Below are 15,881 nucleotides of genomic sequence, written 5' to 3' on the forward strand. Positions count from 1 at the left end.
TACTGATGGGGCTATAGCTCAGCTGGGAGAGCGCCTGCCTTGCACGCAGGAGGTCTGCGGTTCGATCCCGCATAGCTCCACCATCTTTAAACATTCTCTCTTGAGAGTTTTTAAAAATGGTTTCTTTCTTTCAATAGAAAGTTAAATCTTGCTCTTTAACAATTTGGAAAGCTGACAAAGTAATTTATCTTCATTGATAGATTACTTGTAAAGTTCTCAATGTTTGTCTTTAAGACAAATACCAACAAAACACATTCAAGTGTTCTTGGAAATGTCACTTACAGTGACGATTCAAAATTGAGTCCGGCAAATCAAAGCTATCTCGCTCATTCAAATAATGAGATAGCGAACCTTGGTTGTTTAACGTAAAGACCCTTTCGGGTTGTATGGTTAAGTGACTAAGCGTACACGGTGGATGCCTTGGCAGTCAGAGGCGATGAAGGACGTACTAACTTGCGATAAGCGGTGATGAGGCAGTAAGAGCCACTTGAGTCACCGATTTCCGAATGGGGAAACCCACTGGCATAAGCCAGTATCGCTGCATGAATACATAGTGCAGCGAAGCGAACCGGGAGAACTGAAACATCTAAGTACCCCGAGGAAAAGAAATCAACCGAGATTCCGAAAGTAGCGGCGAGCGAAATTGGATTAGCCCTTAAGCTTTACATGCGTTAGACGAATGGTCTGGAAAGGCCAACGATACCGGGTGATAGTCCCGTAGTTATAGGCGCATGTTCAGTGAAATCGAGTAGGGCGGGACACGTGTTATCCTGTCTGAATATGGGGGGACCATCCTCCAAGGCTAAATACTCCTGACTGACCGATAGTGAACCAGTACCGTGAGGGAAAGGCGAAAAGAACCCCTGTGAGGGGAGTGAAATAGAACCTGAAACCGTGTACGTACAAGCAGTAGGAGCACCTTCGTGGTGTGACTGCGTACCTTTTGTATAATGGGTCAGCGACTTAATGTTAGTAGCAAGGTTAACCATCTAGGGGAGCCGTAGGGAAACCGAGTCTTAACTGGGCGTATAGTTGCTAGCATTAGACCCGAAACCGAGTGATCTAGCCATGGGCAGGTTGAAGGTTGAGTAACATCAACTGGAGGACCGAACCGACTAATGTTGAAAAATTAGCGGATGACTTGTGGCTAGGGGTGAAAGGCCAATCAAACTCGGAGATAGCTGGTTCTCCCCGAAAGCTATTTAGGTAGCGCCTCGGACGAATACTACTGGGGGTAGAGCACTGTTAAGGCTAGGGGGTCATCCCGACTTACCAACCCTTTGCAAACTCCGAATACCAGTAAGTACTATCCGGGAGACACACGGCGGGTGCTAACGTCCGTCGTGGAGAGGGAAACAACCCAGACCGCCAGCTAAGGTCCCAAATTACAGCTAAGTGGGAAACGATGTGGGAAGGCTTAGACAGCTAGGATGTTGGCTTAGAAGCAGCCATCATTTAAAGAAAGCGTAATAGCTCACTAGTCGAGTCGGCCTGCGCGGAAGATGTAACGGGGCTAAGTTGTAAACCGAAGCTGCGGCAATGTTCTTTGAACATTGGGTAGGGGAGCGTTCTGTAAGCCGTTGAAGGTGTGTTGTAAAGCATGCTGGAGGTATCAGAAGTGCGAATGCTGACATGAGTAACGACAAGGGGGGTGAAAAACCTCCCCGCCGGAAGACCAAGGGTTCCTGTCCAACGTTAATCGGGGCAGGGTGAGTCGACCCCTAAGGCGAGGCCGAAAGGCGTAGTCGATGGGAAACGGGTTAATATTCCCGTACTCGATCAAATTGCGATGGGGGGACGGAGAAGGCTAGGTGGGCCTGGCGACGGTTGTCCAGGTTCAAGTGCGTAGGCTTAAGAGTTAGGTAAATCCGGCTCTTTTTAAGGCTGAGACACGACGTCGAGCTACTACGGTAGTGAAGTCATTGATGCCATGCTTCCAGGAAAAGCCTCTAAGCTTCAGATTTGATGGAATCGTACCCCAAACCGACACAGGTGGTCGGGTAGAGAATACCAAGGCGCTTGAGAGAACTCGGGTGAAGGAACTAGGCAAAATGGTACCGTAACTTCGGGAGAAGGTACGCTCTTGATGGTGAAGTCCCTCGCGGATGGAGCTGACGAGAGTCGCAGATACCAGGTGGCTGCAACTGTTTATTAAAAACACAGCACTGTGCAAAATCGCAAGATGACGTATACGGTGTGACGCCTGCCCGGTGCCGGAAGGTTAATTGATGGGGTTAGCGTAAGCGAAGCTCTTGATCGAAGCCCCGGTAAACGGCGGCCGTAACTATAACGGTCCTAAGGTAGCGAAATTCCTTGTCGGGTAAGTTCCGACCTGCACGAATGGCGTAATGATGGCCACGCTGTCTCCACCCGAGACTCAGTGAAATTGAAATCGCTGTGAAGATGCAGTGTACCCGCGGCTAGACGGAAAGACCCCGTGAACCTTTACTACAGCTTGGCACTGAACATTGAACCTACATGTGTAGGATAGGTGGGAGGCTTTGAAGACGTGACGCCAGTTGCGTTGGAGCCGTCCTTGAAATACCACCCTTGTATGTTTGATGTTCTAACGTTGGCCCCTTATCGGGGTCGCGGACAGTGCCTGGTGGGTAGTTTGACTGGGGCGGTCTCCTCCCAAAGAGTAACGGAGGAGCACGAAGGTGGGCTAATCACGGTTGGACATCGTGAGGTTAGTGCAATGGCATAAGCCCGCTTAACTGCGAGAATGACGGTTCGAGCAGGTGCGAAAGCAGGTCATAGTGATCCGGTGGTTCTGAATGGAAGGGCCATCGCTCAACGGATAAAAGGTACTCCGGGGATAACAGGCTGATACCGCCCAAGAGTTCATATCGACGGCGGTGTTTGGCACCTCGATGTCGGCTCATCACATCCTGGGGCTGAAGTCGGTCCCAAGGGTATGGCTGTTCGCCATTTAAAGTGGTACGCGAGCTGGGTTTAGAACGTCGTGAGACAGTTCGGTCCCTATCTGCCGTGGGCGTTGGAAGATTGAAGGGGGCTGCTCCTAGTACGAGAGGACCGGAGTGGACGAACCTCTGGTGTTCGGGTTGTGTCGCCAGACGCATTGCCCGGTAGCTAAGTTCGGAATCGATAACCGCTGAAAGCATCTAAGCGGGAAGCGAGCCCTGAGATGAGTCTTCCCTGACAGTTTAACTGTCCTAAAGGGTTGTTCGAGACTAGAACGTTGATAGGCAGGGTGTGTAAGCGCTGTGAGGCGTTGAGCTAACCTGTACTAATTGCCCGTGAGGCTTAACCATACAACACCCAAAGGGTTTTGATGGACTCAAAGCAAGAACAGATTTGAATGTGTTAAAAAAGAACTGAAACAGCTTTCCGAATTATTCTCTAGAAATAGAGAGAAAGAATTTGCTTGGCGACCATAGCGTTTTGGACCCACCTGATTCCATCCCGAACTCAGAAGTGAAACGAAACAGCGTCGATGGTAGTGTGGGGCTTCCCCATGTGAGAGTAGAACATCGCCAGGCTTTGAACATCCGTTTATTTGAAGCGCTGAAAAGGTAAGACTTAAAATAGACACCGTGTGGAGCGGTAGTTCAGTTGGTTAGAATACCGGCCTGTCACGCCGGGGGTCGCGGGTTCGAGTCCCGTCCGCTCCGCCACTTATTAAGAGACCTTGCTAGCGTGCAAGGTTTTGTCAAATCTGCAGGGGTGTAGCTCCAATTGGCAGAGCAGCGGATTCCAAATCCGCGTGTTGGGAGTTCGAATCTCTCCACCCCTGCCATCATTGAAAGCCTCAGTCGTAAGACTGGGGCTTTTTTATATTCCTCACTTTACGCTATTCCCTCGAACTCCTGCGTGTCTTGCTAGGGAACTCTATTGGTGTTGCTGGTTCTTATTGCGGAATAAAAAGAAGCCCATCCATGCTATTCCAAGGAATGTGTGGGGTAAGTGTTCCCCACGCATAACGTAAGTAGAACATTTTCTGAAAATATCGTTTAATGCTATCCGGTTGAGTAGCGAGATTGACGAAAACATCAGGATATCCGGCCGAATATAACGCGTAGTTCAGCGTGTTGTTGTCCTCCTTAAAGGTTTCTGTCTCTTTCAGCCATCGGCTGTGGTCTGGGGTATTGGCGGCTAACGAGCCTCTAAAACCTAATTGCATAACACTATAGGTTGATAGATCTGGGTAGCGCTGCTGTAGCGCAGAAATCATCGAGCTTTGTATTGGTGTGGCGTGGATGTTGTGCGCCTAGACCAACGTTTGTCCTTTCAACTGAAACCATTCGTTAATCAGCCAGTACAAGTTTTCGGCTGACTGCGCATTGGTATAGGAATTGTCTATGTCATTGATGATGAAATAAGCTTGTGCCTGAAGACTCTTGACGATTTGCAGCCAAAAAAATGCGTAGTTGCGGATCATATTCTGGAACCGTTTCCGCTTGCTTCTGTGTGACTAACAGTGTTTCAAGTGACTTTAATTCGGTGATTAAAAGGCGGTGATCTGCTTGAGTATAAGGCTGCGTCGTGTACCACGGGCACATCATACGAGGCGCAGTTTCTTTGATCTTCTTCTAGTCCGCTATCTCCAAGTTGTTGGTTGTTAGATAGTTTTCCAGCTCCTCGAACATGATACTGCAGCCAGGATCACTATTGATGCGGGCATCGTAGCCAATCAGCAACAACGGCTTTTCTCTCTGGGGATCATCATTAACATACCTCATCAATGCGGCCACTTCTTGTCTAAAACGGTGTCCATACATGTAGTTGGCATCGGGACCGATCACTGCCTCCTGTAACGTTTGTTTGCCGTTGAGGTAATTTTGCCACGCAGCTAGCCCGTCATAGAGGCCAGCTTCAAATGCGATAAAATTTAAATCACCCTCTTCATACAGTGCCTTGGCCATGCGCGCTTTATAGCTGTTCCTTGGTTAGTTCTCTCTCCAACACTGACGATATCAATAGCGTGAGTTGCGGAGACGAATTCACTTAAATCCATGTTATTACAATTTAAATCGGTGCTAAGTAACGCTTGATAGTGAATATCTCCAACCGCCTCTGGTTCAGTGTGATTACACACGGCGAGGAGAACTAGGCTTACTAGGGCAAATCTATACATATCTACTCCTTTTTCCTCTATTTCAATCGAGTAGTAGAGGGAAAGACAGGAATAAGAAGTTGGGCTGCGAGCGACTGCAAAATAAGAACTCAAGTGGGTGTTTTTGGGGGAGTTAATCGAGCTGACGAGAAGGCTACTTTTAGAAAGGTTTTTCTACGTACAGGGTTGTAGTGGGTTAAACTGTCGGAATCTTAACGGAGATAAATGACGCGGGATGATTGTATGAGAGGAGGAAAAGTGGAGAAAATTTATCTGCTGTTCGCATTGTTACTAACGAGCTTTTTCTCATACGCATCGACCCCTTGGGAAACGGTCTCTACGCCACTCGTGGCAGATGCCCGTGCCGTTGGTACCTACGCAAATGGTTGTCTGATTGGAGCTGTGGCTTTGCCCTTGGAAGGGGAAGGATTTCAAGTTGTTCGTGCTGAAAGAAGGCGCTACTTTGCTCACCCTGATACACAGAACTTTGTGCAGCGCCTTGGCGTGTATGCCAAAGAGACACTGCACGCCAGTTTGATGATTGCCGACGTCGGTCTCCCCCGTGGCGGCCGATTTGCTTATGGGCATGCGAGTCATCAAACGGGATTAGATGTGGATGTCTGGTTAAAACTGAACTCTAGTCCATTAGAGATACAGCGATTGGCAGAGGCCAAGACCGAAAGTCTGGTTGATGTGAAAGCTCAGAACATTGATGAGGCCGTATGGCGCGATGACTACTTTGAGCTGGTTAAAAAAGCCGCAGAGGATGAACGTGTGGCGCGTATTTTTATCAATCCGGTGATCAAAGAGCGCCTGTGCGTGATGGAAAAAAGCGACGAGCGAGATTGGCTGCGCAAGGTGCGTCCATGGTGGGGACACAGCGCCCACATGCACGTACGCCTTAAATGCCCACAAAACAGTGATGAATGTGTCAGTCAGCCGCTGCCACCAGAGGGCGATGGATGCGGTGAAGAGGTGACCAGTTGGAGCATTCGCCCCACACCGCCACCCAAAAAACCATCATCTCCCCCGCCTATGCCAGAGGCCTGTCTGAGAGTGCTTGAAACAGACAGAACGCCATAAAGACGCTCTGGGTGATTCTTAGGCAAGCCCCTGAATAATGACGAATTTCTCAAGCAGTTGTGCTTCAGTTTCGATATGTGCAGGGTCGGTAATAATGCACTTGGTGATCGGACAAACGGACTGACAGGTTGGCTTGTCGTAGTGTCCTTTGCATTCCGTACAGAGGTTGGGATCAATTTCAAAGATCTTCTCCCCCATCGAAATCGCACCATTCGGACACTCAGGGTCACACATGTCGCAGTTAATGCATTTATCCGTGATGAGCAGTGCCATAACTACTTACCTGTGGGGTTGCGGGTATCCTGACCGTCATTCAGATTACGCATCAGTAGAGCGTATTGCAGATCTAGCTCGGCAGGCACTGGCACGTAAACAAAGTGACCATTGCCTTTTGCGTCGTCAATGGCTTCACCTTTGCGGTTTTCCATCGCTTCCAACCTGAAAATGACATTACCTTTCGGCGTCATCAGTTCTAAGCTGTCACCCACGATGAACTTGTTCTTCACTTCCACTTCCGCCATATCGCCGCGGCGTTTGCCAGTGAACTCTCCGACAAATTGCTGCGCGTCTGAGACTGAGTAGCCGTAGTCGTAATTTTGATAGGCATCGTGGGTGTGGCGGCGAAGAAAACCTTCGGTATAGCCACGGTGCGCCAAGCTTTCCAGTGTGCCCATCAAGCTCTCGTCAAAAGGCTTGCCTGCAACCGCGTCATCGATCGCTTTGCGGTAAACCTGAGCGGTACGTGCACAGTAGTAGAACGACTTAGTACGGCCTTCGATTTTCAATGAATGCACACCCATTTTCGTCAAACGCTCAACGTGCTGTACGGCACGTAGATCTTTTGAGTTCATGATGTAGGTGCCGTGTTCATCTTCAAATGCGGCCATTTTTTCTTCTGGACGATGGCTTTCAGAGAGCAGTACCACATCGTCAATCGGCTTGCCGCGACCAATGGTGGTCTCAGGGCGCTCTTCCTGTACTTCAATTGCTTGAGCTGCGTTTGGATCGAACTGTTCGACGATCTGGCCAGCATCATCTTCTTTCCCTTGCTCAACTTTGTATTCCCAACGGCAAGCATTGGTGCATGTACCTTGGTTTGGGTCACGTTTGTTGATGTAGCCAGAGAGCAGGCAACGGCCAGAGTAAGCCATACAAAGAGCGCCATGCACGAACACTTCCAGTTCGGTTTCAGGACAATGTTGGCGAATTTCTTCGATCTCTTCGAGTGACAGTTCGCGAGAGACAATCACACGTTCAACGCCATAAGCGGCCCAGAATTTGACGGTTGCCCAGTTGACCGCGTTCGCTTGTACTGACAGGTGAATGGCCATATGCGGAAAGGCTTCACGCACCATCATAATCAGGCCAGGGTCTGACATGATCAGCGCATCTGGGCCCATATCTACCACGGGTTTAAGATCACGGATGAAGGTTTTAAGTTTGGAGTTATGTGGCTGAATGTTGCACACCACATAAAACTTCTTACCTTGAGCATGTGCTTCATCGATACCGATTTGCAGATTCTCATGGTTGAATTCGTTGTTACGTACACGCAGGCTGTAGCGAGGTTGTCCGGCGTAAACCGCATCGGCACCATAGGCAAAAGCATAGCGCATATTTTTCAAGCTGCCCGCAGGTGACAATAGCTCGGGAACAAAAGGTTTGGTGGATGTCATTGCTCGTTTTCTCTTCTCTCTGATCTCAGGTCAGTCCAATTCCACCAGATGGAATTGGGGCGCAAATTTTACGCTAAATTGTGATCTTTGACTAGGTAAAGGAGAGAAAAACGCCTTCATCAAGAAGGCGTCGAAGAAGCGATTAAGCGTTGGGATGGGGAAGACCACCCAGCGCGTCATACAAGTTAGGTAAGAAGGCCGAGAGCTCACCGCAGAGCAAAGAGAAATCGGCATCAAAACGCGCCGCTTGATCTTCGCGAGGGATATCGTCGTTTTGATCGCGCAACTCATCAGAAAACTTAAAGCGCTTAATGCTGCCGTCATCTGCGAGAATAAACTCAAGACGCTGCTGCCAATCAAGGGCAAGTTTGGTCACCATCTTGTCTGCTTCGATGTGGCTACGGATCTCATCGCTGGTCAGTTCTTGCTTTTTACAGCGAATGATACCGCCATCTTCCAGTACCGATTTGAGCTCGGCTTCGTCCAGCAGAGTAAAGCCTTGCGGCGTTTGACCTGTTTTGACCCATTCGGTAAGTGTCACTTCCACGGCCTTTTCTGGAATCGCCGGAACCACAGGTAAGCTGCCCATGGTTTTACGCAGCAGCGCCAGTACTTCTTCGGCTTTCTTGTAGCTGCTGGCATCGACCAAAATAAACCCTTCCGTTGGCAGAATGAGCACATTGGTGTGGTTGCTGCGGCTAAACGCTCTGGGTAACAAATCGATAATGATCTCTTCCTTTAAGGCGTCCTTCTCTTTTTTCTTCAAAGGACGGCCTTCTTGCGCTTCCATCGCTTCCACTTTGGCGTTGAGTGAGTCTTTGATCACTGACGCAGGCAGCATTTTCTCTTCTTTTTTGGCGCAGAGCAGGATGCGGTTCTCTGATACGTGAGTCATCATATCGCCATGTCTGCCCATCGCGGTCACCCAGCCAAATTTCTGTTTTTCTTGACTGCCACAAGGGGTAAAGCGGAACTCAGCCAACTGTTTTTCCAGTTGTTCAGCGTTGAAATCTATGTCGCGATTAACGCGGTAGACCATACAGTTTTTAAACCACATAACTTGTCTCTAGGCTAAAAATAAGGGGGCCATAATAGGCAATTTTAGGGCGCTTGTCTTAAGGGAATTTCAAAAATTGATGATGAATTGATAAAGAAAGTTATATGAAAATTTGTTTGCAAAGGTCACAAAAGTGTCATAATTGGCGGTAATAATGCTTACAGTTGCAAAGGGCTAGGGCCTGAAAATTATTCAAACTAACATAAGGTTATTCAATTATGTCTAGAAGGATTCTGGTAGTCGAAGATGAAGCGCCAATCCGAGAAATGTTGTGCTTTGTCTTAGAGCAGAAAGGTTATCAGGCGGTGGAAGCGGAAGATTACGACACTGCGGTAACTAAGCTCGCTGAACCCTTCCCGGATCTGGTTTTACTGGATTGGATGCTACCTGGTGGCAGCGGTATCAACTTTATCAAACATATGAAGCGCGAAGAGCTGACGCGCAATATTCCGGTGGTGATGCTTACCGCGCGTGGTGAAGAAGAAGATAAAGTGCGTGGTCTTGAAGTCGGTGCAGACGACTACATTACCAAGCCGTTCTCGCCGAAAGAGTTAGTGGCGCGGTTAAAAGCTGTGATTCGCCGAGTGACGCCAACCGCACTCGAAGATGTGATTGACGTACAAGGCCTGAAGTTGGATCCGGTTTCTCATCGTGTTACTGCTAATGATCAGCCCGTCGACATGGGCCCGACGGAATTCAAAATGCTGCATTTCTTCATGACTCACCAAGAGCGGGTTTACAGCCGTGAACAACTGTTGAACAATGTTTGGGGCACCAATGTGTATGTGGAAGATCGCACCGTCGATGTGCATATTCGTCGCTTACGTAAAGCGCTTGAAGACGCTGGACATGACAAGCTGATCCAGACCGTTCGTGGCGCAGGATATCGTTTCTCAACAAAAGCGTAATACCATGTCGGAGTGTTGAGTGGTTGAAAGATTAACGTGGAAAAAGCTGGCTTGGGAGCTGGCTTTTTTTTACACCCCTTGGGTGATTGTAGGATGGATTTTTGGTTCGATGCCGTGGTTGCTGTTGGCAGCCACGGCGTTGCAGCTTGGCTGGCATCTGCATAATCAGGTGCGCCTTTCCTCTTGGCTTTGGGATGAAAAACGTCTCACGCCGCCATCAGGGAGCGGTCATTGGGAGTCGCTGTTTAATGGCCTGTATCGCTTGCAACAACGGCAGCGGCGTAAGCGCAAAGAGCTGACCAATTTGATCAGACGCTTTCGCAATGGGGCCGAATCGCTGCCCGATGCGGTAGTGGTGTTTCGCGCCGAAGGCAACATTGTTTGGTGCAACAAACTGGCGCAACATCTGCTCGGTTTTCATTGGCCAGAAGATGCTGGGCAACCTATTTCCAACTTGATCCGTACACCGGATTTTATTCGTTATCTCAGTAATAAAGATTTCTCTGAGCCGCTAGAAATGCGCGCGCCGCTGAACATCGAACGCACGCTGGAGCTTCGGATCGTCCCATACACCGAAGGTGAGCATTTGATGGTGGTGCGTGACATCAGCCAACTGAAACAGTTGGAAGGGATGCGCCGCAACTTTTTTGCCAACGTTTCACACGAACTGCGCACGCCAATGACGGTATTGCAAGGCTACTTGGAGATGACGGAAGATCCCGATGTGTTAGCTGGCCCGATGTGGAGCAAAGCGCATGGCGTGATGACCGAGCAGCTCAACCGTATGAATAGCTTAGTGAGTCAACTGCTAACCTTATCAAAAATAGAGGCTGCGCCGATTCATGAACTGGATCAAGTGGTGCATGTGCCTGCTATGTTGGACGTGCTGGAAAAAGAAGCAGTCAGTTTAAGCGGCGATAAAGCGCACGTGATCAAGTTTGATGTCGACAAGAGCTTAAAAGTGTATGCCGACGAAGACCAACTGCGCAGCGCTATTTCTAATCTGGTCTACAACGCCGTCAAGTACACTCCAGCTGGCGCACATATCGATGTACGTTGGTTCAACACCAGTAAGGGGGCGTGTCTTGAAGTGCAAGACAGTGGCGATGGTATCGAGCCACAACACATTCATCGCTTGACCGAACGGTTTTATCGCGTCGATAAAGCTCGCTCTCGTGACACCGGTGGCAGCGGGCTCGGGCTGGCGATCGTCAAACATGCGCTCTCCCATCATGACTCGCATTTGCAGATCCAAAGCCAAGTGGGTGTGGGCAGTAAATTTTCTTTCGTTCTTCCCAGTAAGTTGGTGGTGAAATGAGAACTCTCTTGGGTTTGATGCTGAATGTTGTGTTGCTTAGTTCAGCGCAGGCGTTTGATACCCCGCTAGAGGATTACCACAAAGTACCAGGTGTGTCAGGCAATCTGCTTTCCGTTGGTTCGGACACGCTGGCGGGCATGACGACATTGTGGGTGGAGGAGTTTAAATCACTGTACCCGAATATTAACGCCCAAGTTCAAGCGTCGGGTTCTTCCACTGCGCCGCCTGCACTCACAGAGCAAACGGCGCAGTTTGGCCCAATGAGCCGCCCGATGCGTTTACGCGAGCTGGAGGCGTTTGAACGTGCTCACGGCTACAAACCTACTGCGTTACGAGTAGCGATTGACGCGATCGGTATTTTTGTTCATCAAGATAACCCAGTTGAAGGGCTTAATTTTCCCCAGTTGGACGCCATTTTCTCGGCCACTTTGCGCTGTGGGGCGAAGGGGTTTGCGGGGAACTGGACCGATTTGGGGATTGAGGCTGGATGGGCCAAGCGTAACATCCAACTTTTTGGGCGCAATTCAGTCTCCGGTACATATGGCTATTTCAAGAAAAACGCCCTTTGCGGGGGGGATTTTAAAAATCGCGTCAATGAACAGCCGGGCTCCGCTTCTGTGGTTCAATCGGTGGCATCCACCATTAGCGGAATCGGCTATTCAGGTGTTGGCTATCGAGTGGCGGGCGTTCGTTTAGTGCCGATAGCTAAAGAGGGAACGAATTACATTCAACCAACGCGGAAAAATATTGTTACTGGGGTTTATCCGTTGTCACGCTATCTATACGTCTATGTCAATAAACACCCGAGTCGGCCACTTAGCCCAATTGAAGCGGAATTTATCCGTTTTATCTATTCTGCTCAGGGGCAAGCGTTGGTGGAAAAAGATGGCTATGTACCGATTACGCGTGAGTTTGCCCAGAATGAGCTGAGTAAAATTGGTCTGTAGAACTGTGTAGTAAAATGAACTTTAAAAGGCCCGTTTGGGCCTTTTGTGCTGTTTTGACCAGCCTTGTCACTCAATCACCAGTTGCCAGTTCACTTGCTGCCAGCGCTCTTGCTCACTTTGCAAATCGGCGGACAGCAGTTTGTTGTTGTCCAACCAATCCGCTTGTTGACCATGCAGCGTCCAGCAGTTGCCGTTCACTTCCAAACTGAATTCCGGTAAAGGGTCGTCGTTACGCTGGCCGTTGATCAATATCGCCAAACGTAAAATACGGATCAAATGCACCACTTGCTCTTTATTATAGAGGTGGAAATCCGCCAGTTCCGTCAGCTTGAGCGATTTACGCTGATAACGGGTGAGAGAAGAGAGTAAAAGCTGCTGTTCGCTGTTAAAGCCAGGCATGTTGGTATGCTGAAGAATATAAGCCGAATGGCGCTGAAAACCGCGTAAACTGATGCTCAGCCCCACCTCGTGCAGCAAGGCTGCCCATTCGAGCATGGCAAACAGGTCACTTTTACGTTTTATGCCGAGCGTTTGATGTACCTGCTCAAGTAGCTCTACGGCCAAGCCTTTGACTCGCGCAGCGTGCTCTAAGTCAACCAGATGCTTTTTCGCCAAGTTTTCGGTGGTGCGCATGCGGATGTCTGAGCGTGCTAGGCGCGATTCCATTTCGTACATTAGGCCTTCACGTAGCGCACCGTCAGAGTAGTGCATCTCTTTGATTTTGAGATCTTGGAAGATAGCGCTGAGAATAGCGACGCCAGCGGCGAACACGCTTTTTCGCTCTTCGGTTAAGCCGGGAAGCTCGATATCGTTGATGGTGTCAAACTCGCACAGCACTTCAATTAGAGTGTTAAGGCGTGGGCCAGTAATGATACCGTCTTCAAAACCAATGCCAATCAACACCTCGCGTATCGCTTTTATGGTGCCTGAAGAGCCAAACGCAATGTCCCAACCGCGTTTGCGATACTGCGCAGCGATCGATTCCAGTTTCTGCTCTGAGGCAAGAATCGCTTTGGAGAAGTTCTTCTTGGAAATCTTACCGTTGCTAAAAAAACGGTTGGTGAAACTGACACAGCCCATCTGCTTGCTGTTGAGCAGTTCAGGTTCAAACTCGGTGCCGATGATCATCTCAGTACTGCCGCCGCCGATATCAATCACCAGTTTCGATGTCGCCTCAATTTGCGTGTGAGCAACACCAAGATAGATAAGGCGCGCCTCTTCTTCCCCAGGAATGATTTCAATCGGGAAGGGCAGTACTTGGCGCGCACGTTGTAAGAACACGTGCGCGTTTTTCGCTTGGCGCAGGGTATGCGTGGCGGCAATCCTGACGTTATCGGTATCGAATCCTTGCAAGCGCTCAGCGAACATGGAGAGGCATTCAAGACCACGCTCCATCGCTTCGTCGCTTAAGTTCATCTCATCGTCGAGGCCATCTGCAAGTTGAACTCGTTGTTTATGACGGCTGACCAGTTGCAGATCTTCATCTGCAACTTTCGCGACCACCATGTGAAAGCTATTTGACCCAAGGTCAATAGCTGCTATCTCTCTGGTGTTACTGACTATTGTCATTCGTTTCTAATTGCCCTTTATTCTTACGTGTCTGTTTCTCTACATTTTTAAGATAGTCGTAAATCGCTATTTGAGAACGGATTTTTTTCCGGTTACCACGGTCAACGTAGCTGTTACTCATCTCTTTATCGATGCGGCGGGCTTTCACTGTATCGATAAATTGAATGTTGAGAATGTCGATAATGCGCTGCTTGATGCGCGGATCTCTTACGGGTGCCATCACTTCGATTCGGTTATCGATATTGCGTTCCATCCAGTCAGCGGAGGAGATGTACACCAGCGGATTGCCGTCATTATGCACCACCAGAACACGAGGGTGCTCAAGGAAACGGTCAATAATACTGATGATCTCAATATTTTCACTCACCCCTTCAACACCCGGAACCAACGAACACATACCGCGCACGATCATACGAATCTTTACGCCAGCATTGTTGGCACCGTAAAGCTTGCTGATCAATCCTTTGTCGACCAAGTTGTTGACTTTAAGTGTAATCTCGGCTTTCTTGCCAGCCTTGGCATTGGCAATTTCGCCATCAAGTAGGCGATAGATCTGTGTTCTTGAGTTACGTGGCGATACGATCAAATGGTTGAATTTCACCGGACGGAACGGATTTTCAATGTAACCAAACACCGAACGTACTTCCGCAGCGAGCTCTTGATCAGCCGTGAGTAGAGAGAAATCGGTGTAGATACGAGCGGTACGCTCGTGGAAGTTCCCCGTCCCAATGTGGGCATAGCGGACAAACTGATCGTCTTCACGTCGGGTGATCAGCAGTAACTTGGCGTGGATTTTCATGCCTGGAACGCCAAAAATGACGTGAACGCCCGCATCGGTCAGTACGCGTGACCACTCAATGTTGGCCTCTTCGTCAAAGCGGGCTTGCAGCTCGACCACCACCACTACGCGCTTACCGTTGTGCACTGCATCCACCAAAGAGTTCATCAGGCGCGAGTTTTTCGCCACTCGATAGATGTTTATTTTAATGCTGACGACTTTCGGGTCAAACGACGCCTGGCGTACCAACTCGGTGATGTGCTCGAATGAGTGGTACGGGTAGTGCAGCAAAATATCCTGTGCGCGGATCGCGTCAAAGGCGTTGGCGTGGCCTTCAAAATCGGCGCAGCTCATCGGTGGTAGCGGTTTGTTTTCCAAGTAATCACGGCCAACGTTCGGAAAGCCAATGAAATCTTTGAAATTGTGGTAGCGCCCCCCGGGGATCAAGCTATCGTAGTGAGAAATTTTTAATTTAAAGCAGAGGTACTTCAGCATCTCTTCCGGCATTTCGCGCTCATAAACAAAGCGGATCGGCAACGCAGTCAAACGTTGGCTTAAGCCTTCGGACATCTGTTCTAACAGGCTGTATTCCACTTCATGACGCAAGTCGTATTCAGCGTCGCGCGTCAGTTTCATCGCGTAGCCATTAAGCTCATCGTATTCGAAGAAACCACGGAAAATGTCGTTTAGGCAGTAACGGATGATGTTATCGAGCAAAATAATGGTTTTCTTTCGCTTGCCTTTTTGCTCTGGCACCATGACAAAACGTGGTAAGTGGTCGGTTGGGATCTCAAGCAACGCATACTTTGAGGTGCTGCCAGTTTTAAGCTCAACGGCAATGTAGGCGTATTCGTCTTTGAGAAATTGCAGCACATCGATTTCGTCGGTCAACATCACTGGCGTGATATGTGGTAGCACCTCTTTTTGGAAGTATTTGGTGATCCACTTTTGCTGTGCTTCGTCTAATTGCCCTTCGTTGACCAAAAAAATGCGCCGACGCGCCATTTCACGAATGAGCTCATTGTAGAGTTCGTCAAAACGTTCATTCAGTTTGAGCGCTTTAGTCTGCATTTTCGACAACAAGTGCTTGGAAATGTCGTTGCCACCTTGCTCACGGTTAATCAGAATGCGGCGTTTGACATCGGAAAAGCGAACTTTATAGAACTCGTCCAGATTATTGGAGAAGATCCCCAAAAAGCGAATTCTTTCGATCAAGGGAACGGTTTTATCTGCCGCTTCCTGCAAAACTCTTTCATTGAAGGAGAGCCAACTGAGCTCTTTTTCGATATACAACTTTTCCGCACTCATAAACCTAACCTGACACTAATAAAAATTTATAGATAAGTGGTTCTTTAACCCTTATTGAGCAAGAACATTATGTGTTTTTTGTTACAGATTTATTTCATATCATGTTCTAGGTAATAGTTGTATTCTTTTCATACGGTTAATGTGATCTGTAATATAATTG

The 15,881-nt window shown here is 48.8% G+C and carries 12 protein-coding genes, 3 tRNA genes and 2 rRNA genes; 9 read left to right on the plus strand and 8 right to left on the minus strand.

Annotation, left to right across the window (positions count from 1 at the left end; translation table 11 throughout):
• Positions 1-7: 7 nt before the first annotated feature.
• The 5 genes from EWA64_RS11745 (at position 8) to EWA64_RS11765 (ending at position 3,760) form a co-directional block, all read left to right on the plus strand.
• Positions 8-83 (plus strand) — tRNA-Ala (locus EWA64_RS11745).
• Between the two features lie 305 nt (positions 84-388).
• Positions 389-3,275: ribosomal RNA gene (locus tag EWA64_RS11750) — 23S ribosomal RNA — on the plus strand.
• A gap of 112 nt (positions 3,276-3,387) precedes the next feature.
• Positions 3,388-3,503: ribosomal RNA gene (gene rrf / locus EWA64_RS11755) — 5S ribosomal RNA — on the plus strand.
• Positions 3,504-3,561: 58 nt separating this feature from the next.
• Positions 3,562-3,638, plus strand: a tRNA-Asp gene (locus tag EWA64_RS11760).
• Between the two features lie 45 nt (positions 3,639-3,683).
• Positions 3,684-3,760, plus strand: a tRNA-Trp gene (locus tag EWA64_RS11765).
• A 111-nt stretch (positions 3,761-3,871) separates the two neighbouring features.
• Here EWA64_RS11765 and EWA64_RS11770 read toward each other — a convergent pair.
• The 3 genes from EWA64_RS11770 to EWA64_RS11780 form a co-directional block, all read right to left on the minus strand.
• Positions 3,872-4,195 carry a hypothetical protein gene (locus tag EWA64_RS11770; RefSeq protein ID WP_230856384.1) on the minus strand — a complete coding sequence of 108 codons (324 nt, stop codon included), beginning with the start codon at positions 4,193-4,195 and terminating at the stop codon, positions 3,872-3,874.
• Positions 4,196-4,231: 36 nt separating this feature from the next.
• Positions 4,232-4,402 carry a hypothetical protein gene (locus EWA64_RS11775; RefSeq protein ID WP_244292253.1) on the minus strand — a complete coding sequence of 57 codons (171 nt, stop codon included), beginning with the start codon at positions 4,400-4,402 and terminating at the stop codon, positions 4,232-4,234.
• A gap of 151 nt (positions 4,403-4,553) precedes the next feature.
• Positions 4,554-4,886, minus strand: coding sequence for a TraB/GumN family protein (locus tag EWA64_RS11780; RefSeq protein WP_244292254.1), 333 nt, complete (start codon positions 4,884-4,886; stop codon positions 4,554-4,556).
• Positions 4,887-5,320: 434 nt separating this feature from the next.
• Between EWA64_RS11780 and mepA the strand changes: the two genes are divergently transcribed.
• On the plus strand, positions 5,321-6,160 hold the full coding sequence (gene mepA, locus EWA64_RS11785; protein WP_065860338.1) for a penicillin-insensitive murein endopeptidase: 840 nt from the start codon (positions 5,321-5,323) through the stop codon (positions 6,158-6,160).
• 18 nt (positions 6,161-6,178) lie between these two features.
• Here mepA and EWA64_RS11790 read toward each other — a convergent pair whose 3' ends face one another.
• The 3 genes from EWA64_RS11790 to rdgC form a co-directional block, all read right to left on the minus strand.
• Entirely contained in the window at positions 6,179-6,433 is a 255-nt protein-coding gene (locus EWA64_RS11790; protein WP_039424230.1) for a YfhL family 4Fe-4S dicluster ferredoxin, read from the minus strand.
• A gap of 2 nt (positions 6,434-6,435) precedes the next feature.
• Positions 6,436-7,836 (minus strand): prephenate-dependent tRNA uridine(34) hydroxylase TrhP, encoded by a 1,401-nt coding sequence (gene trhP / locus EWA64_RS11795; protein ID WP_045569249.1) that lies wholly within the window; start codon positions 7,834-7,836, stop codon positions 6,436-6,438.
• Positions 7,837-7,978: 142 nt separating this feature from the next.
• Complete coding sequence (gene rdgC, locus EWA64_RS11800) at positions 7,979-8,893, minus strand: recombination-associated protein RdgC (protein WP_061895069.1); 915 nt, start codon at positions 8,891-8,893, stop codon at positions 7,979-7,981.
• A 218-nt stretch (positions 8,894-9,111) separates the two neighbouring features.
• Between rdgC and phoB the strand changes: the two genes are divergently transcribed.
• The 3 genes from phoB to EWA64_RS11815 are packed head-to-tail and all read left to right on the plus strand — an operon-like array spanning position 9,112 to position 12,066.
• On the plus strand, positions 9,112-9,801 hold the full coding sequence (phoB, locus tag EWA64_RS11805) for a phosphate regulon transcriptional regulator PhoB (RefSeq protein WP_039424239.1): 690 nt from the start codon (positions 9,112-9,114) through the stop codon (positions 9,799-9,801).
• 19 nt (positions 9,802-9,820) lie between these two features.
• A complete protein-coding gene (phoR, locus tag EWA64_RS11810) occupies positions 9,821-11,119 on the plus strand; it encodes a phosphate regulon sensor histidine kinase PhoR (RefSeq protein WP_061895070.1) in 1,299 nt (432 codons plus the stop codon).
• On the plus strand, positions 11,116-12,066 hold the full coding sequence (locus EWA64_RS11815; RefSeq protein ID WP_061895071.1) for a PstS family phosphate ABC transporter substrate-binding protein: 951 nt from the start codon (positions 11,116-11,118) through the stop codon (positions 12,064-12,066). Before phoR ends, EWA64_RS11815 begins: the two co-directional genes overlap by 4 nt.
• Before the next feature lie 66 nt (positions 12,067-12,132).
• Here EWA64_RS11815 and ppx read toward each other — a convergent pair whose 3' ends face one another.
• Together ppx and ppk1 are read right to left on the minus strand one after the other, a co-directional pair.
• Positions 12,133-13,635, minus strand: a complete 1,503-nt coding sequence (ppx, locus tag EWA64_RS11820) for an exopolyphosphatase (protein WP_061895072.1) — start codon at positions 13,633-13,635, stop codon at positions 12,133-12,135.
• Positions 13,619-15,721 carry a polyphosphate kinase 1 gene (gene ppk1, locus EWA64_RS11825; RefSeq protein WP_061895073.1) on the minus strand — a complete coding sequence of 701 codons (2,103 nt, stop codon included), beginning with the start codon at positions 15,719-15,721 and terminating at the stop codon, positions 13,619-13,621. The genes ppx and ppk1 overlap by 17 nt, the downstream gene beginning before the upstream one ends.
• Positions 15,722-15,881: the final 160 nt, after the last annotated feature.

The organism is Vibrio cidicii, assembly GCF_009665415.1.
Classification (GTDB): domain Bacteria; phylum Pseudomonadota; class Gammaproteobacteria; order Enterobacterales; family Vibrionaceae; genus Vibrio; species Vibrio cidicii.